Source organism: Halopenitus persicus (assembly GCF_900107205.1).
Taxonomy (GTDB): Archaea; Halobacteriota; Halobacteria; order Halobacteriales; family Haloferacaceae; genus Halopenitus; species Halopenitus persicus.
On the sequence record NZ_FNPC01000006.1, the window covers coordinates 1 to 20944 of the forward strand.

24 protein-coding genes are annotated in these 20944 nt (G+C 69.3%); 12 read left to right on the plus strand and 12 right to left on the minus strand.

Features of this window, described 5'->3' with window-relative positions; genetic code table 11:
- Positions 1–661: 661 nt before the first annotated feature.
- Positions 662–1504 (minus strand): DUF7847 domain-containing protein, encoded by an 843-nt coding sequence (locus tag BLV25_RS10540; protein ID WP_092733035.1) that lies wholly within the window; start codon positions 1502–1504, stop codon positions 662–664.
- A gap of 154 nt (positions 1505–1658) precedes the next feature.
- Here BLV25_RS10540 and BLV25_RS10545 point away from each other — a divergent pair, with 154 nt between their 5' ends.
- The 5 genes from BLV25_RS10545 to BLV25_RS10565 all read left to right on the plus strand — a co-directional run bounded on the left by BLV25_RS10545 (position 1659) and on the right by BLV25_RS10565 (position 4899).
- A complete protein-coding gene (locus tag BLV25_RS10545; RefSeq protein WP_092733037.1) occupies positions 1659–2699 on the plus strand; it encodes a zinc-binding dehydrogenase in 1041 nt (346 codons plus the stop codon).
- Entirely contained in the window at positions 2689–3096 is a 408-nt protein-coding gene (locus BLV25_RS10550; protein WP_394327122.1) for a hypothetical protein, read from the plus strand. The genes BLV25_RS10545 and BLV25_RS10550 overlap by 11 nt, the downstream gene beginning before the upstream one ends.
- Positions 3097–3187: 91 nt before the next feature.
- Entirely contained in the window at positions 3188–3622 is a 435-nt protein-coding gene (locus tag BLV25_RS10555; RefSeq protein WP_021072691.1) for a CopG family ribbon-helix-helix protein, read from the plus strand.
- A 101-nt stretch (positions 3623–3723) separates the two neighbouring features.
- Entirely contained in the window at positions 3724–4191 is a 468-nt protein-coding gene (locus BLV25_RS10560) for a TRAM domain-containing protein (protein WP_021072692.1), read from the plus strand.
- 222 nt (positions 4192–4413) lie between these two features.
- Complete coding sequence (locus BLV25_RS10565; protein ID WP_092733448.1) at positions 4414–4899, plus strand: Tfx family DNA-binding protein; 486 nt, start codon at positions 4414–4416, stop codon at positions 4897–4899.
- A gap of 136 nt (positions 4900–5035) precedes the next feature.
- On the opposite strand, the gene BLV25_RS10570 is transcribed toward BLV25_RS10565, so the two are convergent.
- Complete coding sequence (locus BLV25_RS10570; RefSeq protein ID WP_092733039.1) at positions 5036–6340, minus strand: 5'-deoxyadenosine deaminase; 1305 nt, start codon at positions 6338–6340, stop codon at positions 5036–5038.
- 171 nt (positions 6341–6511) lie between these two features.
- On the opposite strand from BLV25_RS10570, the gene BLV25_RS10575 reads away from it, so the two are divergent.
- Positions 6512–7069 (plus strand): peptidylprolyl isomerase, encoded by a 558-nt coding sequence (locus tag BLV25_RS10575; RefSeq protein WP_021072695.1) that lies wholly within the window; start codon positions 6512–6514, stop codon positions 7067–7069.
- A gap of 51 nt (positions 7070–7120) precedes the next feature.
- Here the strand turns inward: BLV25_RS10575 and BLV25_RS10580 are convergent, their stop codons facing one another.
- Positions 7121–7570: a universal stress protein gene (locus BLV25_RS10580; RefSeq protein WP_021072696.1), complete on the minus strand. Its 450-nt coding sequence runs from the start codon at positions 7568–7570 to the stop codon at positions 7121–7123.
- Positions 7571–7824: 254 nt separating this feature from the next.
- On the opposite strand from BLV25_RS10580, the gene BLV25_RS10585 reads away from it, so the two are divergent.
- The gene (locus BLV25_RS10585; protein ID WP_039400903.1) at positions 7825–8169 is read left to right on the plus strand and encodes a DUF5802 family protein; all 345 of its coding nucleotides are present in this window, start codon (positions 7825–7827) and stop codon (positions 8167–8169) included.
- A gap of 47 nt (positions 8170–8216) precedes the next feature.
- Here the strand turns inward: BLV25_RS10585 and BLV25_RS10590 are convergent, their stop codons facing one another.
- Positions 8217–9023: a DICT sensory domain-containing protein gene (locus BLV25_RS10590; RefSeq protein WP_039400905.1), complete on the minus strand. Its 807-nt coding sequence runs from the start codon at positions 9021–9023 to the stop codon at positions 8217–8219.
- Positions 9024–9577: 554 nt separating this feature from the next.
- On the opposite strand from BLV25_RS10590, the gene BLV25_RS10600 reads away from it, so the two are divergent.
- On the plus strand, positions 9578–11509 hold the full coding sequence (locus BLV25_RS10600) for an aldehyde ferredoxin oxidoreductase family protein (RefSeq protein WP_021072700.1): 1932 nt from the start codon (positions 9578–9580) through the stop codon (positions 11507–11509).
- Positions 11510–11660: 151 nt separating this feature from the next.
- Positions 11661–12023, plus strand: a complete 363-nt coding sequence (locus BLV25_RS10605) for a hypothetical protein (RefSeq protein WP_092733045.1) — start codon at positions 11661–11663, stop codon at positions 12021–12023.
- 38 nt (positions 12024–12061) lie between these two features.
- Here the strand turns inward: BLV25_RS10605 and BLV25_RS10610 are convergent, their stop codons facing one another.
- The 5 genes from BLV25_RS10610 to BLV25_RS10630 form a co-directional block, all read right to left on the minus strand.
- Positions 12062–12922 (minus strand): mechanosensitive ion channel family protein, encoded by an 861-nt coding sequence (locus tag BLV25_RS10610; RefSeq protein ID WP_021072702.1) that lies wholly within the window; start codon positions 12920–12922, stop codon positions 12062–12064.
- Positions 12923–12993: 71 nt separating this feature from the next.
- On the minus strand, positions 12994–14223 hold the full coding sequence (gene cofG, locus BLV25_RS10615; RefSeq protein WP_092733048.1) for a 7,8-didemethyl-8-hydroxy-5-deazariboflavin synthase subunit CofG: 1230 nt from the start codon (positions 14221–14223) through the stop codon (positions 12994–12996).
- Between the two features lie 34 nt (positions 14224–14257).
- Positions 14258–14932 carry a 2-phospho-L-lactate guanylyltransferase gene (gene cofC / locus BLV25_RS10620; protein WP_092733051.1) on the minus strand — a complete coding sequence of 225 codons (675 nt, stop codon included), beginning with the start codon at positions 14930–14932 and terminating at the stop codon, positions 14258–14260.
- A 23-nt stretch (positions 14933–14955) separates the two neighbouring features.
- Complete coding sequence (locus BLV25_RS10625; protein ID WP_039400910.1) at positions 14956–16134, minus strand: tubulin/FtsZ family protein; 1179 nt, start codon at positions 16132–16134, stop codon at positions 14956–14958.
- A gap of 445 nt (positions 16135–16579) precedes the next feature.
- Entirely contained in the window at positions 16580–17485 is a 906-nt protein-coding gene (locus BLV25_RS10630; protein ID WP_092733054.1) for a complex I NDUFA9 subunit family protein, read from the minus strand.
- Positions 17486–17618: 133 nt separating this feature from the next.
- Here BLV25_RS10630 and tmk point away from each other — a divergent pair, with 133 nt between their 5' ends.
- Entirely contained in the window at positions 17619–18200 is a 582-nt protein-coding gene (gene tmk, locus BLV25_RS10635; RefSeq protein WP_021072708.1) for a dTMP kinase, read from the plus strand.
- 114 nt (positions 18201–18314) lie between these two features.
- Here tmk and BLV25_RS10640 read toward each other — a convergent pair whose 3' ends face one another.
- Together BLV25_RS10640 and BLV25_RS10645 are read right to left on the minus strand one after the other, a co-directional pair.
- Positions 18315–18635, minus strand: a complete 321-nt coding sequence (locus BLV25_RS10640) for a hypothetical protein (protein WP_021072709.1) — start codon at positions 18633–18635, stop codon at positions 18315–18317.
- 104 nt (positions 18636–18739) lie between these two features.
- A complete protein-coding gene (locus BLV25_RS10645; protein WP_021072710.1) occupies positions 18740–18973 on the minus strand; it encodes an Lrp/AsnC ligand binding domain-containing protein in 234 nt (77 codons plus the stop codon).
- Between the two features lie 109 nt (positions 18974–19082).
- Here BLV25_RS10645 and BLV25_RS10650 point away from each other — a divergent pair, with 109 nt between their 5' ends.
- Positions 19083–19778, plus strand: coding sequence for a potassium channel family protein (locus tag BLV25_RS10650; protein WP_092733058.1), 696 nt, complete (start codon positions 19083–19085; stop codon positions 19776–19778).
- The gene (locus BLV25_RS10655) at positions 19775–20008 is read left to right on the plus strand and encodes an Lrp/AsnC family transcriptional regulator (RefSeq protein WP_021072712.1); all 234 of its coding nucleotides are present in this window, start codon (positions 19775–19777) and stop codon (positions 20006–20008) included. The genes BLV25_RS10650 and BLV25_RS10655 overlap by 4 nt, the downstream gene beginning before the upstream one ends.
- Positions 20009–20248: 240 nt before the next feature.
- On the opposite strand, the gene BLV25_RS10660 is transcribed toward BLV25_RS10655, so the two are convergent.
- Positions 20249–20842: a DUF5813 family protein gene (locus BLV25_RS10660; RefSeq protein WP_092733061.1), complete on the minus strand. Its 594-nt coding sequence runs from the start codon at positions 20840–20842 to the stop codon at positions 20249–20251.
- Positions 20843–20944 lie beyond the last annotated feature (102 nt).

Below are 20944 nucleotides of genomic sequence, written 5' to 3' on the forward strand. Positions count from 1 at the left end.
TCCGTGTTTCAGACGAACCTTTGAGGGGTTGAAGCTTCGGAAGAACGATGAGGACCAGAAGGGCCGCGACAGGTTTCAGACGAACCTTTGAGGAGTTGAAGCGTGGCTCGAGCGTAGATCTCCCGGTCGAAGGCCTCGTTTCAGACGAACTTTGAGGAGTTGAAGCAACGGACGCGCGGCTCATCCGTTCTCGGCTTGTCAAGTTTCAGACGAACATTTGAGGAGTTGAAGCCCGTACCAGGACTTCCGCGATCTCGAGAGCCGCGAAGTTTCAGACGAACCTTTGAGGGGTTGAAGCCTCTGAGCTGTAAGAGAGATCGCGAGAACCAGCGGTTTCAGAGGACCCTTGTGGGGTTGAAGCTGGGACCAGATCGGCGGGCTCATCGACTACGACGAGTTTCAGACGGACCTTTGTGGGTTGAAGCGTCGAGACCGTGATGTTGTTCGTGCCGTTCTCGATCGTTTCAGACGAGCCCCTGAAGGATTGAAGCGATGATCCAGTCGCCGGTATCCACGCAGTGACGAGTTTTAGAGGGATTTTCGAGTTGAAGCGTCAGTTTCCAACTCTAGTGGTCTTACGAAAGGGAGATTCAGACGAGTAGTGAAGCGCGTGATCCGGTCAAAACGGAGACCATCACTCGAGAGCGATGCTCGTCTACCGCTAGAGACGACCACCGACCCCGGAAGCACCGCCGCCAATACCGGTCCCCGAGATCGAACGATAGAACGCCACCGAGAAGACGGCGTAGAACGCGCCACCCACGGCGATCGTGACCACGTACACGACGGCGGCCACGACCAGCAGCGGCAGGGAGGCCTCCGGCAGGGGCAGTGCGGCGGGCTGGGGCGACAGCAGCATCGAGGCGCCGGCGCTGAGGCCGCCGATGACGACGCTGCCGGCGATCAGGATCGCGGTGTAGCCGAGGACGCTCAGGATGTTCCGGCGCACGAGGCCGACGCTCCGCTTGAAGCCCCCGATGATGTCGGCGTCGTCGAGGACGATCGCGTGGGCGTAAAACTGGATCGCGAAGTTCACGACCAGGTAGACGAGCGCGAACAGCAGGCCGACGATGGCCACGATCGCCAGCGTCGCCAGGCCCATCTCGGGACTGCCGGCCAGCAGGCCGGCGCCGCCGAAGACGACCACCAGGAGGCCGGCGAGGAACGCGACGAACCCGAAGACGAGGTTGATCGCGAAGACGGCCAGATACGCCACCAGCAGACTCACGTAGTTCGCCTTCCCGGCCGCGATGAAGTCGTCGAGGCCGGTCCGGCCCGAAAGCGCCGCGTCGGCCATCGAGATGATCCCGCCCTGGAAGAAGGGCACGAAGAGGATCATCAACCCGGTGATGCCCAGCGAGACGGCCGCCGCGACCAGCGGCCGCGACTGCTGGAGGGCGAACTGGGGCAGCTGGACGAGCCCGTAGAGCCCGACCAACACGATCAGGATGGGATTGCGCGTGAGTGCACCGACGGCTGGACGGAGGGAGCGGAGGGCAGCCATACCGGGAGCGTCACTACGACACACCGTAAACCTTAGCATTTCGACAGGAGGGGCGGGGGACGGTCGAGCGGGGCGAGGATGACTCCCGGACCCGGCTCCGGCTCCGACCCCACCCCACGCGAACCGTTTAGTCGCTGGCGGCGGACCGGTCGGTATGCACGCGGTCCAGTTCGCCGCACACGGCGATCGCGACGTGATCGAGTACGCCGAGGTCCCCGACCCGGAGCCGGGACCGGGCGAGGTCCTCGTCGACGTGAAGGCGGGCGCGCTCAACCACCTCGACCTGTGGACGCGCCGGGGGCTGCCCGGGATCGACCTCGAGATGCCCCACACGCCCGGCAGCGACGCGGCCGGGGTCGTCGCGGACGTCGGCACGAACGTCGACCGCTTCGACAGAGGCGACCGCGTGGCGGTCGCGGCGGGCACGTCCTGCGGGACCTGCGAGTTCTGCCGGGACGGCGACCCGACGCTGTGCCCCGACTTCGCGATCATCGGCGAGCACCGGCCGGGCGTCCACGCCGAGCTGGCGGCGGTCCCCGCCGAGAACCTCGTGCCCGTCCCGGAGGGCGTCGACTGGACGACCGCGGCGGCCGCCCCGCTCGTGTTCGGGACCGCCTGGCGGATGCTGCACACGCGCGCCGACGTCACGGCCGGCGAGCGCGTGCTCGTGCTCGGCGCCTCCGGCGGCGTGGGCCACGCGGCGGTCCAGATCGCCGCCCACGCCGGCTGCGAGGTGTTCGCCACCGCCTCGACCGCGCCGAAGCGCGAGCACGCGGCCGACTGCGGCGCCGACCACGTCATCGACTACGAGGCGACCGACTTCGCCGACCGCGTCCGGGAACTCACCGACGGCCGGGGCGTCGACGTCGTCGTCGACCACGTCGGCGCGGCCACCTACCCCGACTCCCTGGCCTCGCTCGCGAAGGGCGGCCGGCTCGTCACCTGCGGCGCGACGACCGGGCCCAACCCCGACGCCGGCCTCAACCGGATCTTCTGGAACCAGCTGTCCGTGATCGGCTCGACGATGGCGACGCCCGGCGAGCTCGACGACGTCCTCGAACTCGTCTGGGACGGAACGTTCGAACCCCGGATCCGCGAGACGCTCCCGATGAGCGAGACCGCCGCGGCCCACCGGCTGCTCGAGAACCGTGAGGGCTTTGGCAAGGTGGCCGTAATCCCCGACAGTGAACGGTGACCGCGCGGCCGGGGCCGAGGACGGGGACGACGCCGAAGGCGCGAGCCCCGGCGACGCCGACCGGACCGTCCGGATCGACGAGACGGGGACGGTCACGGACGCGGCGGACCCCGATGACGACGACTCCCCGACGGACGCCGGCAGCGCCGCCCACGAGGAGCCCGAACCGGACGGCTTCGGGCGCGCGGGCTGGGCGCTCACGGCCGCGCTGATCACCTGCACCCTGATCATCCCGGGCATCATCTACCTCTACCCGTACGTCCTCGGCCGCTTCGAACTCAGCTTCTTCGGAACCTACCTCGCGCTGCCGATGATCCCGGCGGTGCTTTTGGGCGCGATCGCCGTCTGGTCGATGACCGCAGCGACCCCCGGCGGACGGGACGATGAGGAGGAGTGACGCCCGAGAGTGACTCCCGAATCGGTCCGGCCGTCCGCCACGGCGCACCGGACGACTAATCCTTAATAACTCGCGGCGCCGTCGTTAATATATGACCGTCGTCAGCGTCTCGATGCCCGAGGAGTTGCTCGAGCGGATCGATTCCTTCGCCGAGGATCACGGCTACACCGGCCGCAGCGAGGTGATCCGGGAGGCCTCCCGGAACCTGCTCGGGGAGTTCGAGGACGTCCGCCTGGAGGACCGCGACCTGATGGCCGTCGTCACGGTGCTGTTCGACTACGAGACCACGAGCGTCGAGGAGCGGATGATGCGGCTGCGCCACGAACACGAGCACCTCGTGGCCGCGAACTTCCACAGCCACGTCGGGGCCCACTACTGTATGGAGCTGTTCGTCCTGGAGGGCGACCTCGAGTCGATCTCCGCGTTCGTCGGGAAGATCCGGGCCACGACCGAGACGCTCTCGGTCGATTACAGCGTGATGCCGGTCGACGAGTTCGGTCCGACCGCCGCGACTGACCACGCCTGATCCGGCGTGGCGGCGGTCACGTCAGGTCCGTCGACCGATCCCGACGCGACGACGACCCCCCAGTCGGAACCATAAAGAGCGAACGCCGGCTACGGACTGCCATGGCGGACTGTCCACTCGCCGACGACTGCCCCAGTTTCGAGGAACGCATCCAGGGGATGGGGTGTCAACACTACGGCAACCGCGGGGGCGCCGAGTGGTGTCAACACTACGATATGCCGATCCAGGAGCTGAAGCGCCAGCCCGTCCAGCCCGGCGAGGAGGTCGTCGTCGAGGTCGACGACATCCACGAGAGCGGCGCCGGCGTCGGCCGCACCGACGACGGCTTCATCATCCTCGTCGACGGGGTGCTCCCGCCGGCGCGCGCGAAGGTGCGCATCCACCGCGTCCAGTCGAACCACGCGACCGCCCGGGAGGTCATCGAGCGCCTCCCGGCCGATCCCGACGCGGACGACGCGGCGGCGGACGCCGACGACGCCGGGAGCGACGGCGCGGACGACGAGGACGAGGAGCACGACGGCCCGGGCCGCGAGCGGCTCGGCAGCCGCGAGAACTTCTGGGGCCGGTAGCCCCGCCCACGCCCCCCGCCAGGGGCGACGGACAGTCCGTACTGTACCTTTTTCCGGGTCCGCTCCCTTCGGTGAGTCATGACTGAAGACGACGCCCCCGAGGACGCGCCCGGCACCGCCGCCACCGCGGGCACCGCCGACGCCACGAGCCCGGCCGCGGACGGGGGCGACCGCGAGGCGGACGACGATCCCGGCGACGTCGACGCCGACGCGGCGATCCGGATCGATGATGCCGTCGATGCCGACGACCCCGAGACCGTCGCCGTCGACGAGCTGCTCGACCGGGTCGGCTTCGACGCCGACGACAGCGTGCTCACGCGCCGGCAGGCGGAGGTGCTCGCGCTGCGCGAGCGCGGCCTGAAGCAGTCGGTCATCGCGAACCGGCTGGGAACCTCCCGGGCGAACGTCTCGAGCGTCGAGTCCAGCGCCCGCGAGAACGTCGCGAAGGCGCGGGAGACGATCGCCTTCGCCGAGGCGCTCGCGGCGCCGGTGCGGGTCGAGATCCCGGCCGACACAGACCTCTATGACGTCCCCGGCCGCGTCTACGACGCCTGCGACGAGGCGGGCGTGAAGGTCAACCACACCGCGCCGGAGCTGATGAAGGTCGTCAGCGACGCGGCCGGCGACGCGGTCCACGGCCGGGAGGTGCGCCGCCGGCTCTTCGTCACGGTGAGCAGCGACGGGACGGTCCGCGTTCGCCACTCGTGAGGGCGACGAACCACGGGTAGTAACGGGTCACGGGCAGCGAGGGTCACGGGCAGCGAGGGTCACGGGCAGCGAGGGTCACGGGCACGACGAATCACGGACAGCAACGAGTCACTCGGGGACGCCGGCCGCGACCCGCTCAGGCGGACGGCACCACGCGCTCGGCGTGGCGGCGGGCGCGCTCCCGGATCGCCGCCGCGTCGACGCCGACGTGCTCGCCGTCGGCGTAGCGAACCTCGCCGTCGATCACCGTCAGCGTCACGTCGTCGCCGTGGGCCGCGTAGACGAGGTGTGAGACGGGGTCGTGGACGGGGGTCGCCCGCGCCGCGTCGGTGGCGAGCCCGATCACGTCGGCGCGGGAGCCCTCCCGGAGCGCGCCGATCCGGTCGAAGCCGGCCGCCCGGGCGCCGGCCTCGGTGGCCATCCGGAACACGGTCGCGGCGGGGAGCCGCGTGGGGTCGTGCGCGTCCACCTTCCCGAGGAGGCTGGCCTGCCGCATCTCGGTGAACGGGTCCAGCGTGTTGTTACACGGCGGGCCGTCGTTGCCGAGCGCGACCGTGATCCCCCGGTCGAGGTAGTCGGCGATCGGCGCCACCCCGCTGGCCAGCTTCATGTTCGAGGACGGACAGTGCGTGACCACGGTGTCCGTCTCGGCGAGGACCTCGCGTTCGGTCTCGTCGGTGTGGACGCAGTGGGCGAGGGTGACGTCCGGGCCGGTCAGCCCCACCTCGTCGAGCCAGTGGACGTTCCGCATCCCGGTCGCGCGCTCGACCGCCGCGATCTCGTCGCGGTTCTCGCTTGCGTGCGTGTGGATCCGGACGCCGTCGTATCGGTCCGCCAGCTCCCGGCAGCCCCGCAGGCACGCCTCGGTGCACGAGAGGGCGAACCGCGGCGTGACCGCGTACCGGAGGCGCCCGTCGGCGGCGCCGTGGTACTCGCGGATCAGCGATTCGGTCTCCGCCAGCGCCGTCTCCGCGTTCTGTTCGAGCCCGTCGGGCGAGTCGGCGTCCATCAGAACCTTGCCGAGCCGCCCCCGGATCCCCAGCTCGCGGGCCGCCTCGAAGGCGGCCGCCGAGTGGTCGACGGTTAGGTGGTCCAGGACCGTCGTGGTCCCCGACGCGATGCATTCGAGGTAGCCGAGCTCGGCGGCGGTCCGGGTGGCGTCCGCGTCCATCGCCGCCTCCATCGGGAGCACGTGATCGAAGAGCCACTCCAGCAGCGCCGCGTCGTCGGCGATCCCCCGTCCGAGCGACTGGACCGAGTGGACGTGCGCCCCGACCAAGCCGGGGGCGACGATGTCGGCCGTCCGCCGCTCGTCGTCGGGATACCGGTCGACCAGCGATGCGCGCTCTCCGACGGCGTCGATCCGCGACCTCGACACCCGGACCGCGCCGTCCTCGATGACCGTTTCGGCGTCCGCGACGACCGTTCCCGTGATCAACATCCCTCGATGGACAGGGGATCGCGGCTTAAGAAGGTGGCCGTTCGACGCCGGACCCACACCGGCCACCGCGGCGCGCTGGCGAGCGTGCAGACGGACGCGCAGCCACCGTGACGCGAGACCGCCGCATCCCGAATGGGCAGCGTTTTCCGCCCGCCGCGCCGATCGGGAGGTATGACCGCGGACGACAATCCGACGGCGACGCTGCACACCACCCACGGCGACATCGAGGTCGAGCTCTTCGCGGAGCGGGCACCCCGAACGGTCGAGAACTTCATCGGCCTCGCCGAGGGCGCCAACGACTACGAGAACGCCGAGATCGCCCCCGGAACCGGCGCCTGGGAGGACCCCGACTCCGGCGAGAAGCGGATCGACCCCCTCTACAGCGACGTCGAGTTCCACCGCATCATCGACGGCTTCATGATCCAGGGCGGGGACCCGACCGGCACCGGCCGCGGCGGCCCCGGCTATCAGTTCGACGACGAGTTCCACGACGAGCTGACCCACGACGGCACGGGAATCCTCTCGATGGCCAACTCCGGCCCGAACACCAACGGCTCGCAGTTCTTCATCACCCTGGACGCCCAGCCGCACCTGGACGGGAAACACGCCGTCTTCGGCGAGGTCGTCGACGGAATGGACGTCGTCGAGGAGATCGGCTCGCTGCCGACCGACCGCCAGGACGCGCCGATGACCGACGCCGGGATCGAGTCGGTCACGATCGAGCGGTAGGGCGGGACGGACGTCAAGGGGACGGGAATCCTCGACTGACCCGCCTGAACCCTACTCGACCGTCGTTTTCACGATGCTCACGGGCGTGCTCGAGCGCCGAGCGACGCGCTCGGTCACCGAGCCCAGGAGCCGCCGGTACTCGCCGGGGCGGTCGGTGGTGCCCATCACGGTGAGGTCGACGTCCTCCTCGTCGATGTACCGGAGGATCTCCTCGTGTGGCTCGCCGTGGGTCACCGCGGTGACGACGTCCTCGACGCCGGCGTCGGCGGCCGCCTCGCGGACCCGGTCGACCGCCTCGTGACCGACGTCCTCGAGGGTCTGCTCGACGCCCTCGAACTCGTGGACGAACTCGTCACCGGGATAGGCGTTGACGACGCCACTGTCCACGACGAAGAGGACGTGCAGCTCGGCGTCGTACCGGTTCGCCGCGTCGATCGCGTGCGTCACCGCGCGGTCGACGCCCTCGCTTCCGTCCGTCGGCAACAGGATCCGGTCGTACATCGAGCGACGGTTCGGGCGGAGCCCGGTTAAAAGCCAACCCTTACTCCGGAGTCGTGGGAACCACGGTCGGCATCGCCGTGCCGGCGCGTCAGCAGCGACCGCCGGCGGCCCAGCTCGACGCACCCGGCGTCGATCGGTGCCGATCCGGTCGCGTTGGGCGCCGATCCGGCCGCGTTCGAGTCGCCGTATTGCGGTCCGCAAAAACGTTTCCGACAAGACTTATGAGTTATCACGGGTAATGTTAACACGCACAGATGTTCGAACGCTTCTCAAGCGGCTACTACCTCGGAACGCTGTACGTCGAGCCCCACGACGGGGACCGTGCGCTCATCCAGCGCGCCGACCACGAGCGCGTCAACGAACAGCTGTACGCGACCGGCGAGGGGCTCGAACGCCTCGACGCCCCGCTCGTGATGAAGCTCGATACGGGCCACATTCCGGTCGACGGCGACGAGGAGGTCCCCAGCGGCACGCTCGTCGTGCCCGACGGGATCGCGGACGAGACCCTCCCCTCGCGGAAGAACGTCCTCCTCGCGGACGCCGACCGGGCGGCGGACCTCCTTCAGTGGGAGGGCTGGCGGCCCGCGGCCGGGGTGTGAGTCCCGTCTCGCCGACCGCTCGGCGGTCGCCGTGACCGCCCGAGCGGTCACAGCGCCCGCCGGAGGTGCTCGTCGATCTCCGCGACCAGATCGGGCCGATACGTCCAGAACCCGTCCCAGACGTTTCGTTCGTCCTCGAGCGCGACCAGCGCGGCGGGTCCGGGAGCGGATTCGGAACCCGAGTCGCCGGCGACCGCCCCGTCTCGGGAAGCGCCGGACGGACGAAAGACGACGAACCACGACCGGCGGTACTCCTCGGAGGTTCCGTCGTGGACGGTGACGGGGAGCTCCGCGGCGGGGTCCCAATCGGCGATGCCGTAGACGTGAACGTCGGTGCCGCTCCGACCGACCGTCTCGTAGACGGTCCGCGTGCCGGCCTCGTCCTCCAGCCGCGAGAGATACTGAAACGACGAGCGGAGGGTCCCCGACCCGGCCTCCGCGGCCCGGCGCTCGATGACGCGCGAGACCGTGATCAACAGCAGCTTCTCCTTGTTGGACTCGGGATAGCCGCGGAGGCGAAAGGGGACGTCGTCGAGCCCGTCCAGCACGGCCGGGAGCTCGACCGCGTCGAGCTCGCGACTGCCCGTCTTGTACAGATCCGAGTTGACCAGCAGGATCGTCGAGAGCAGCTCGTCGACGGTCGAGCGCGCGAGGACCTCCCCGTCCTCGACGAGCGCCACGAGGTCCGTCTCGCCCGCGTCCGGACTGTCGAGCTCCTCGACCGCGACCGGCTGGTCGGCGAAGAGGCCGTCGAGGAGCCGCCGCGCGGCATCGGGCGCCGACCGGTTCAGGATCACCAGCGAGCGTTCCGGCGGGTCGAGCCGGTCAATGAACGCACGCAGCGAGTCGGCCATCACCGGATCACCGACTGCCGAACATATAAATACTGTCTCGAGAGTCCGAACGGGCTCGGGAATCCGGAGCCGTCCGCGTCCGACGCGGTTCGACGTGTGGGTCCGCGTGTCCGATGCGGTTCGACGTGTGGGTCCGCGTGTCCGATGCGGTTCGACGTGTGGGTCCGCGTGTCCGACGGTTCGACGTGTGGGTCCGCGTGTCCGATGCGGTTCGACGTGTGGGTCCGCGCGTACGATGCCGTTTACGTCCGAACGGGGGATGTGAGCCGCCGATCGCGCGATCAGGGAGCCGCCGACCCGCGTGCCCCGCGGCCGGCGTTCGACGGTGCGCGTCGCACCGGGGCTCCGGATCGGTCCCATTGCCTCCTGCGACGATCCGTCGCTCCCGCGAACGACCGGATCGCGGTCGTCGCCGGGAGTGGGACCGATCGAACCGCGTGGCGAACGGCGGGCGACTCCACGACCGTGATCCGGCGGCGGTGTAACCGTCATCGGTTACTACCCTATGTCAACAGCTAACAGGTTAGAGGCCGTATATAACGAACGAGCATTACATGACAGACTTCGGCGGCTACCGCGACCGAGTGGCACAGATCGACCTCTCCGAGTCGGACGTCTCCTACCGGGGGATCGACGACGAGGACGCCAGGAAGTACATCGGCGCGCGCGGGCTGGGCGTGAAATACGTCTTCGAGAAGGGCGCCGACGTCGACCCGGACTCCCCGGAGAACCGGCTCGCGTTCATGACCGGACCGCTGACCGGAACCCAGGCCGTGATGAGCGGCCGGATCGCGCTGGTGACGAAGTCCCCGCTGACGGGGACCGTCACCGACTCACACCACGGCGGCTGGTCGGGCGCCCGGCTCAAGTGGGCCGGCCTGGACGGCCTCCTGCTCGACGGGGCCAGCGACGATCCCGTCTACCTCTACGTCGAGGACGGCGACGTGGAGGTCCGCGACGCGTCGCATCTGTGGGGCAAGGGGGTCCACGAGACGATCGACACGATCGGCGAGGAGGTCGAAGGAACGGTCGGCCGGAACGTCTCCGTGATGGCGATCGGGCCGGCCGGCGAGAACGGCGTCCGGTACGCCTGCGTCGTCAACGAGGACGACCGCGCCTCCGGGCGCGGCGGCACCGGCCACGTGATGGGCACCAAGAACGTCAAGGCGGTCGTGGTCAAGTCCGGCACGAACATGCCGGCCCCGGCCGACCCCGAGACCTTCCAGGAGGGCCACCAGCAGTCGATGCAGGTCATCCAGGAGTCCGACGTCACCGCGCCCAACGAGGGCGGGCTCTCGATGTACGGGACGAACGTCCTGATGAACATCACCGAGGAGATGGACGGGCTCCCGACGAAGAACGGGAAGTACACCTCGACGCGCAGCTACGAGGACGCCGAGGGCGTCGACATCGACGCCGAGCGCGTCTCCGGGGAGAACGTCCGCGAGAACATCCTCGTCGACGAGCCGACCTGTCACTCCTGTCCGGTCGCCTGCAAGAAGGAGGTCGAGGTGCAGACGATGCACAAGGGCCAGGACATGAACGTCCGGATGGAGTCCTACGAGTACGAGTCGGCGTTCGCGCTCGGCCCGAACTCGGGCCACTCCGAGCGCGACGACATCGCCCTCATGATCGACCGGTGTAACGACGTCGGCGTCGACACCATCGAGGTCGGCAACATGATGGCGATGGCCATGGAGATGTCCGAGCAGGGCAAGATCGAGGAGTACGGCGACCTCGAGTGGGGCGACTCCGAGGAGATGGTCGACCTCATCACCGACATCGCGCACCGCGAGAGCGACCTCGGCGACCTGCTTGCCGAGGGCGCCGAGCGCGTCGCCGACGAGGTCGGCGCACACGACAACAAGCTGTCGGTCAAGGGCCAGACGATTCCGGCCTACGACCCGCGCTGTATGAAGGGGATGGGCATCGCGTACGCGACCTCCAACCGCGGCGCCTGCCACCTCCGGGGGTACACTCCCGCCGCGGAGATCCTCGGCATCCCGGAGAAGGTCGACCCCTACGAGTCGGAGGGGAAGGGCGAGCTCACCGCCACCTTCCAGGACCTGCACGCGATCTCCGACTCCTTCGACATCTGCAAGTTCAACGCCTTCGCGGAGGGGATCGAGGAGTACGTGCTCCAGTACAACGGCATCACCGGCCGCGACGTCACCGAGGACGAGCTGCTGGCGGCGGGCGAGCGCGTCTACAACCTGGAGCGCTACTACAACAACCTCGCCGGCTTCGACGGCGCGGACGACACGCTCCCGAACCGCTTCCTCGACGGGCACCCGGACGCGATCCCCGGACAGGGCGCAAGCGAGGGCGAGCTGTGCGAGCTCGACGAGATGAAGGACGAGTACTACGAGGTCCGCGGCTGGGTCGACGGCGTCGTCCCCGAGGAGAAGCTCGAGGAGCTCGAGATCGAGGTCGGGCCCGGCACCGGCGTCTCCAGCGGCGAGGGCGCCGCGCCCGCGGACGACTGAGGCGCTCGGCGACGGCTGAGGCGCCCGCCCTCAACCGAGGTGCCGGTCGCCTCCGGACACGCCCGATACCGAGTGAAGAACGCCCCCGCCGGATCGTCCGGCACCGCGGCCGGCCATACATCTTTTTGCCGACATCGACCGAAGAGACGGTATGAACCCCCGGATTCCGGTCGCCGTCGGCGCCGCGCTCACGGCGGCCCTCGTCGTCGCGGGTGCGGTAACGGGACTGCTCGAGACCCGGATCGCCTTCTCGGCGCTGATCGGACTGCCCGCCGGCGTCCTCGCGGGCGCGATCGTCGCGGCGGCGACGGCTCGAGTCTACGGGACCCTCGCGCGCCCGACCGGGGCAGTTCTCGAGGGGATCGCGGCCGTCGGCCCCGCGTTCCTCGCGCTCGCGGCGGTTCGATATTCGGTCGCGGCGACTCGGGGCGTCCTCTCGACGACGACGGCGATCGCGCTGGCGCTGCTGGTCGGGGTGGCGGTGGCGGTGCTCCGCCGGCGAGCGGCGGGGTGAGCGACCAGGGAAGCGGGCCGGTCCCCGGGCGCCGATCCTCAGCTCTCGGCGACGGTCTCGAGCACCTCGACGCTGCCGGTGAGCTCGCGGTGGACGTAGGGCATGTCGATCCCGTCCTCGTCGAACCGCTCCTTGACGGCCTGTACGTACTCCGAGCGGACGCGCACGAAGTCGCCGCGGTCCGGGTCCTCGATCCACCACCGTGACTGGAGGCCGACGGCGGAGTCACCCAGCTCGACCAGCCGAACGGAGACGCCGGGGTCGTCGAGGATCTCCTCGTGGGCCCGCGCCTCCTCGAGGATGACGTCGGTCGCGCGGTCGATGTCGTCGTCGTAGCCGATGCCGAAGACGAACCGCTGGCGGAGCGTCTCGTAGGCGACGGGGTTCGTCACCGCCGTGTTGGCCAGGTCGCCGTTCGGCACGGTGACGCGCTCGTTGTCGAAGGTCCGGATCCGCGAGACCCGGAGGTCGATGTCCTCGACGCGCCCGCTGTTGCCGTCCCACTCGATCCAGTCGCCCACCTCGAAGGGCTTGTCCTTCAGGATGAAGACCCCGGCCACGAAGTTCCCGAGGAGGTCCTGCGCGGCGAACCCGACCGCCAGCGCCAGCGCGCTGCCGAAGACCGCGAACGCCGAGAGGAACGCGCCGTAGCCCGCGACCGTCAGCCCGATCGCGAGCGCGCCGACCCAGACGGCCGCGTTGGCGACGCTCGCCGCGAGGCCCACGACGGCCCGGTCGAACCCCCTGGCCTCGAGCACCCGCCGAACGCCCGGCACGACGACGAATCGACCGACGAGCAGGGCGATCAGGAACCCGAGGAGGAACGACGCGATCGAGACGCCGATCCCGGCGAGGTCGATCGACTCCCGCACCGCATCGACTTGTAGCGTGACGCTCATCGGGAACCGGTTCGAGTGCCCTCATCAAGAAAGTACGGCAGACGGACGCCGAGCTCGGGTCGGCGGACCGGTCACGCCTCCAGGGGGGCCTCGCGGTCGGCGACGCGCCGGAATCGACGGCCGTGAACGTCGTTTTCCCGGATCCGGTCGCGGATCGGCGCCGGAAGCCACTCGCTGTCGGTCCCGGATTCGGGTGCGACGCGCGGCTCCGGGGAGTCGGAACCGGGCGCGGCCGGCGGCGACTCGTCGGAAGTCACGCCCGCCGGCGGCGCGGGATCGATCCCGGACCGCCGGATCCCGTCGGGGAGGTACCGGTCGTGGGTCGGCAGCCGCTCGTGGAGGGCCATCCCGCCGGCGTCGGCCACCGCGCGCAGCTCCTCGAGGCCCGGCCAGGCGTACGCCGGGTTGATGTAGTCCTCGGTGACCGGCGAGACGCCGCCCAGGTCGTCGATCCCGCAGTCGACCAGCTCGGCGGCGGGCGTCAGGTTCGGGGGCACTTGAACGGAGACCGCGGCCGGCAACGCTTCCCGGGCCATCGCGACCGTCCGACGCATCGTCTCGACGCTCGGCCGCTCGAAGTCCGACCGCTCGTTGGGGACGACGTTCTGCACGATCACCTCCTGGATATGTCCGTACCGCTCGTGGAGCTCGCGGATCGCCAGCAGGCTCTCGGCGCGATCGCGCCAGTCCTCGCCGATCCCGACCAGGATCCCCGTCGTGAAGGGAACGCCCAGCCGACCGGCCGCCCGGATCGTGTTGAGCCGCTGGCCCGGCGTCTTTCGCCGCCCGCCGGCGTGGGCGTCCACGTCCGCGGTCGTCTCGAGCATCACGCCCATCGAGGCGTTGACGTCCCGAACCGTCTCGAAGCCCGCCTCGGTGAGATCGCCCGGGTTCGAGTGGGGAAGTAACCCCTCCTCCAAGGCGATCGTGCACGCCTCCCGGAGGTACTCGAGGATCGAGTCGTGACCCCACTCCGCGAGCTGGTCGTGGATCGCGGCGTACCGGTCGTCGGGGTCGTCGCCGAAGGTGAACAGCGCCTCGGTGCAGCCGGCGTCGGCGCCGATCCGGCATTGCTCGCGGATCTCCCCGGGCGTCAGCAGGCTCGCCTCGCCGGGGACGTCGTAGTAGGTGCAGTACGTACAGGTGTACCGGCACGCGGTCGTCAACGGGAGGAAGACGTTCCGCGAGAACGTGAGCTCGGCGGCGGGCTCGACGTCCGCGGGCGTGACCGCGAGCAGGCTGTCGACCGCCTCGGGGTCGACGGCGATCTCGACGTCGTAGTCGTCCGCCGCGGGGAACACGCCTGACGCTCGTGGGCCGACCCTCAAAAGGGTATCACTCGACGGCGGTCCGCTCGACCGTGACGCGGCCGTCCGCGGTCCGGAGCTCGAATCCCGCGTCCGACAGCCACCGTCGAGCCGTCCCGGTTCCGTGGAGGAGGACCTCCGCGAGGTCGTCCCGCTCGTCGACGTCGGTCCCGAGCCGATAGGAGTCGATCTCGGTCAGGGAGGCGTCGATCGACCGCGCGGCCCGTCGGTGATCGCGAACCGAGGCGCCGTGGTAGTCGACGCGGAACGCCGGGTCGCGGACGACGAGCGCGTTCGTCCCCCCGCCCCGCCCCGGCGCGAGCACGACGTCGCCCGTCGCGTCGAACAGTCGTTCCAGGGACCGCGGCGTGGCGATCGCCAGGTCGCCCATCACGACCGCGATCGCGTCGGCGGGGTCGGCGACCGTCCCGGGGAACGCGTCCGTGATCGCCGCGGAGACCGCCGGCGTCAGCTCGCGGTCGTCGACGCGAACCGCGGCGGTCGCAGCGAGGTCGGCGCCGACCCGATCGGCGAGGTCGATCGGTCGATCGGCGAGCACGGTCGGCTCCCCGTCGGCCTCCCGGACCGCCCGGAGCACGTCGCGGAGCATCGCGTCCGCGAAGGCGCGTCGCTCCGCGGGCGTGAACGTGTCCGACAGCCGCGTCTTCGGACGGTCGGCGGCGAACGGAACGAGAACGTCCATCGAAAATACCGGCGGCGACCGAGTCAGAACAGCGATTCGAGCTCGTCCTCGTCGTCGTCGACGAGCGACTCGAGGTTCTCCTCGCTCTCCTCGCGGATCTCCTCGAGGTTGTCCTGGGCCTCGATCGCGACCTGCTGGAGCTCCTTGATGCGGGGAACGTTCGTGACGCCGGCCAGGAGGATCACGGACGCGACGAACCCGGAGCCGCGGTAGGGGTAGTCGCCGCCCCGGACCTCCATCGAACCGGTCTGCTCCTCGAGCCACTTGCGGCCGCGCTCGATCCCCTTGCGGTTGAGGTACTCCGGCGGCCCGGCGAGCACGAGCAGGGCCCGTTCGGACCCCTCGATCTCACAGGGGAGCGTCAGGCGGCCGAGCGCCGCCTTGCGGACCAGGCTGGTGATGCGGTTCGTGGTGTGGGCGGTGTCGAGCTCGTCGTTCTCCTCGCCGTTTCGGAGCCGCGACAGGAGACCGCCCGAGGAGGTCTCCTCGACCTCCTCCTCGGCGTAGCCGACCGTCGAGACGCCGCCGCCGGAGAGGGTGTTGATGATCTCCGAGGAGTCGACGACGCTCTCGGCGACCTCCTGACCCTCCTTGACCTCGCCGGCGCCGAAGAGGATCCCGAACCGGCGGACGATCTCGTCGTTGATCTGCTCGTAGCCGCCCTGGACCGATTCGCCCGTCTTCCGCCAGGCGTCGTTGTCGAACACCAGCAGGTTGTCGACCTCGCGGACGAACGTCTGGAACGACCGGGCCGCGTTCAGGGTGTAGATGCCGCCCTCGTCGCTGCCGGGCAGGATGCCGAGCCCGTAGACCGGCTCGGTGTAGATGCGCTTGAGGTGCTTCGCGAGCACCGGTGCGCCGCCGGATCCGGTTCCCCCGCCGAGTCCGGCGACGACGAGGAACGCGTCGACCTCGTGGACCGGGATCGAGTCGATCGCGCCCTGTACCTCGTCGATGTCCTCCTCGGCGATCTCCGCGCCGAGCTCGTTGTCCGCGCCCACGCCGTGTCCCTTGACGCGGGACTGTCCGATCAGGACGCGCTGGCTCTCCGGGATGTGCTCGAGCCCCATCAGATCGGCTTTGGCCGTGTTCACCGCAGCGGCCGCCCGCACGATCTCCGAGCCGGTCCGTTTGTCGTACTCAAGGAACTTGTCGACGACTTTTCCCCCCGCCTGTCCGAAGCCGATCATTGCCAGTTTCATGGAATCCCCAGTCCGTCTTTGCAAAAACCACAGACGGATAGCAAATATAAGCCTTGTGATGGGGGAGATCCGTCGATCGCCCGAAAAAGCCCGAAAAGAGAGGCGTTGCGGCGTGATACGCACAATATCGGATCGAAGAACTGCAGCCCGCCCCTCGACGTCATTTCCAGGATCGCTTATATATGTCCCGTGTTCTCACGGGGCTCGAACGGTCGATGACGACGATTCGCGGGAGACGTCGGACGGGCGCGTGGCCGGCCGTCCGACGGACGCGCTGCGGGACGCGTGGCAGGATGGGCCACGATACGGACGGACACACAGCTCGGGCGGACGTGCGGCAGGACGGACACACAGCCCCGAGTGGACGTGCGGCAGGACGGTCACAAGCCCGGGCGGACCACGGCACGGAGGCAGGCCCGTCGCGTCAGGGGCCGTCGAGGCGGCCTCAGACGCCGAGGTACTCCTCGAAGGTCGTGAGATCCTCGGCGGAGACCTCGAACGCGTCGATGTCGTTTCCGTCGGTCGTGTTGTCGAACGTCAGCGACCGGTACTGGTCGGGCCCCATCGGGAAGCCGGGCACGACGCTCAACGCCGTGAGGCCGACCCGCGCGAGCGCCATCGGCAGGGGGACGATCGTGATCGACCGCCCCTCGGACTCGTAGACCATATCGGTGATCTCACGCAGCGTGAGCTTTTCGGGGCCGGCGAGTTCGTAGGTCTCGCCGGCGTGGGCGTCCTCGGTCACCGCATCGGCCAGCATCGGGACCAGGTCCGAGACGTGGATCGGCTGGAACCGCGTTCTGCGGCCGCCGCCGGGGAGCGGGTACACCGGGAGCCCGGGCGCGAACCAGGACTTCAGCCGCTTGGTGAAGGAAACGAATTCGCCGCCGTCGCCGAAGACGACCGAGGGCCGGACGATCGTCTCCTCGACGTCGGCCGCCGTCACGAGCCGCTCCGCGGCGCCCTTCGCGCGGATGTAGTGGGTCGCGCCGTCGGGGTCCGCCCCGAGGGCGCTCAGCTGCAGGAACCGGTCGACCCCGCCATCGACCGCCGCCTCGACGAGGTGCTCCGTCCCGCCGCGGTGGACCTCGTCGTGGCGTTCGTTCCCGCCGGAGGGCTCGAACAGCGGCGAGAGCGCGACGAGGTTGACGACGGCGTCGTGGCCCGCGACGGCGTCATCGATCGAGTCGGCCGCGGTGACGTCGCCGACGGTCGTCTCGACCGATTCCACCCCGTCGAACTCGTCCGACGGCGACCGCGAGAGCGCGGTCACCTCGTGGCCCCGGTCGGCCAGTTCACGACACAGGTACGACCCGATGAAACCGGTTCCGCCGGCGACCAGGATCTCCATACCCGTCCTTGGAGGAGAATCCACCTAAAACTACCGCGGGGACGGCGATTCCGAGGCGGCTCAGCGCGACAGCCCGCCGCCGATCCGCGGGCGTATCCTGACCGTTTATCCGGACGGCCGTCACAGCGGGAGTATGCTCCTCACGCTCGAGGGACTCGACGGCAGCGGGAAGACCACCGTCTGGGAGGCCCTCCGCGCCGACCGGCCGGACGCGGTGTTCACCCGCGAGCCGACCGACAGCTGGTACGGCGACGCCGTCTACCGGTCGATCGCCGACGACGACGCGGACCCGCTGGCCGAGCTGTTCTTATACACCGCCGACCACGCGAACCACCTCTCGAGCACGATCGAGCCCGCGCTCGAGGCCGGCGAGCTCGTCGTTTCCGACCGATACTGCGACTCGCGGTACGCCTACCAGGCCGCCACGCTGGCCGACACGCGGATCGACCGTCCGCTCGAGTACGTGCGCGGGATCCACCGACCGTTCACCCGCGAGCCCGACGTCACCGTCTACCTCGACCTCGACGCGGAGACGGCCGCCGACCGGGCGGGATCGACGAACAAGTTCGAACGGCGCGAGTATCTCGCGCGGGTCAGGGCCAACTACGAGCGGCTGATCGAGTCCGACCCCGACCGGTTCGTCCGCGTCGACGCGACGCGGCCGCCCGCGGAGGTCCTCGCACGCGTGGAGTCGATCATCGACGATCGGACGTGACCGACATCGTCGACGATCGGACGTGAATCGACGACCGGACGTGAATCGACGACCGGACGTGAATCGACGACCGAACCCGACGGCCACTGACGGGCGAATCGACCGACTGTGACCTCAGTCGGTCGGTTCGGGAAGCTCGTACTCGTCGGGATGTTCGACGTACAGGACGTCGATCGCCACCCCGAGAACGCCGGGCAGGAGGATCATCACCGTCAGCACGGCCGACGTCGTCTCGAGGTCGATCCCGATCCCGAGCGGACCCGAGACCACGAGCGTCGATATCAGCAGCGCGATGGGGATCAGAAAGGCCACGTAGATCGCGGTCCCCCACGTGGTGTCGAGACGGAGGCGAAGGAACCGCGTCATCACCGCCGCGATGAGGGTGTGGAGGCCCAACACCACGAGGAACAGCAGAACGCCGAGGATCGTGGCCATATCCCCCCTACGGGACCCGTGCTTTTTCCTCTATCGACTCACGAACCGACCACGAATGGGAGGTCACGGCGAGCCGACGCTCGTCCGTCCCGCGGAGACGCCGCTCACTCGTCGAGGGCGACGTAGGTCTTCGTGTCGAGAACGCCGTCCAGCTCCTGGATGGCGGTGGTGGTCGTCGACAGCACCTGGTAGACCTCCGACACATCGAAGACGACCATCACGTCCCAGTCGCCGGCGATGACGTGGGCGGTCCGGACGCCTTCCATCTCGCGGATCGATTCGATGAGATCCGGCGAGGACCCCACGTCGGTGTCGACCAACACGTATGCCCGTACCATATGGCAACGTACACCACACGATCGCAAAAACCTTCGTACGATACCCCGTCCGCAACCCGTCTCCCGATTCGCCAACAGGGTTATTTCCCGTCCGGTCGTACGACCGTGTATGCGAGTAGTTAACATAGGATATGGACGGGTCGGGTCCCGGACGGCTCGCGTCCTGACCGAGGAGGGGCACGCGGTGACCGTCATCGAGTCGGACCCCGACAGGGCGCATCGAGCCCGTGAGGACGGGTTCGAGGTCGTCGAGGGTGACGGCTCCCACGAGGACGTCCTGGAGTCGGCCGGGATCGACGACGCCGACGCGCTCGGCGCGCTCACCGGCAACCTCAACACGAACTTCGCGGCGTGTATGATCGCGAACCATTACGGCTGTCGAACCGTGATGCGCATCGACGAGGACTACCGCGAGGAGATCTACCGGAAGTACGCCGACGAGGTCGACGAGGTCGTCTATCCCGAGCGCCTCGGCGCGATCGCCGCGAAGAACGCCCTTCTCGGCGGCAGCATCCAGGCGATCGCCGACATCGCCCAGCATCTACAGGTGCTCCTCATCACCGTCACCGAGGACTCCCCGATGCGCGGATACACGCTCTCCGAGGTGGCCCTCCCCGGGGAGGCGCGGATCCTCGCGTTCGGCAAGGGCGACGACCAGCTCGGCATCCCGCTGCCGGACGACTCCCTCGAGGCCGGCGACCGCATCGCCATCCTCGCCGATTACTCCGTTCTCGACGACGTCCGCCAGCTGCTCGTCGGGGACGTCGAACCGACGGCCAGGGCGATGGCCGGAGGTGAGCGATGAGCGTCACCGCGTACGTGATGGTGAAGGCGAACACCGGGGAAGCCGACCGGCTGAAGGCCGATCTGGCGGCGCTGGAGGGCGTCGAGACCGTCAGCATCGTGGCCGGCGACGTCGACTTCATCGTCACGGTCTCCGTGGAGACCCCGGCCGACGTCAAGGACGTCGCCGCGACCGCCATCCAGGAGCTCGACGGCGTCGAGAGCACGCGGACCTACGTCGCGATGGAGTGACGCCCATCTCGGCTCCCGAACCGACTCCCGAACCGACTCTCGGACCGACCCCGATCCTCCGGACCCTTTTCAGATAGCACGACCCAGCCGCCCCGTGACCTGAGACGCGCCCCGGCACGGGCCAGACGGGTGTGCAGCATCCCGTCCGGGGATCGGAATCCGCCGCCTGTTCGCCGGGACACAGCAGCGCCGCCGGTCGTCCAGCCACCCAGCGGTCGGTTCGAGTCCCGCGTCGACCGCTCAGAACCCGCCGGCGTTCCCCTGCTGGCGCGCCTTCGAGAGGATCTCCGTCACCGGCTCGGTGTAGTCGTATCCGGGGATGATCCCCTGGACGTAGGTCCCCTCCACGAAGTCGATGAACGCCGCGGCGTCCGCGACACCCCGTCGGGCGTTCACGTCCGTGATCGTCGCCGTGACGACGATCTCCGATCCCGCACGCCGAACCGATGGATCGAACTCCCGGGACCGCTTCGTGACGCCCGAGACGTCCGCGACGCGCAGCTCGAACGTCTCGAACCAGCCATCCTCGACGACGTCGGCGACGTGCTCGTCGGTCACCGCCGAGAGCGTCGGCACGGTGACGACGACCTCGAAGGTCGTCGGATCGGTCTCCGCGACCGTCGTCTCCGTCTCAGTGTCAGCCACATCATCCGCTGCACCCGCATCCGTCTCTGCATCGACCCCATCCGTCCCTGCGCCGCCGTCCACGGACCGGTCAACCGTGACGCGGCCGTCGAACGCGGTCGTCGTGTAGTTCCACGTGGATCCGTCGATCCGCTCGAACGATCCCTCGGCCTCGAACGCACGACGGATCGGCGTCGATGACTCGCTCATACCGATCGATGGATCCGTGCCGGCAAAAGCCCGTTGCGTGGCCGGATCCGAACGCGTCAGCGCGCGGACCGGGATCCACGCGAGCCGTCGCCGACGGTGGCA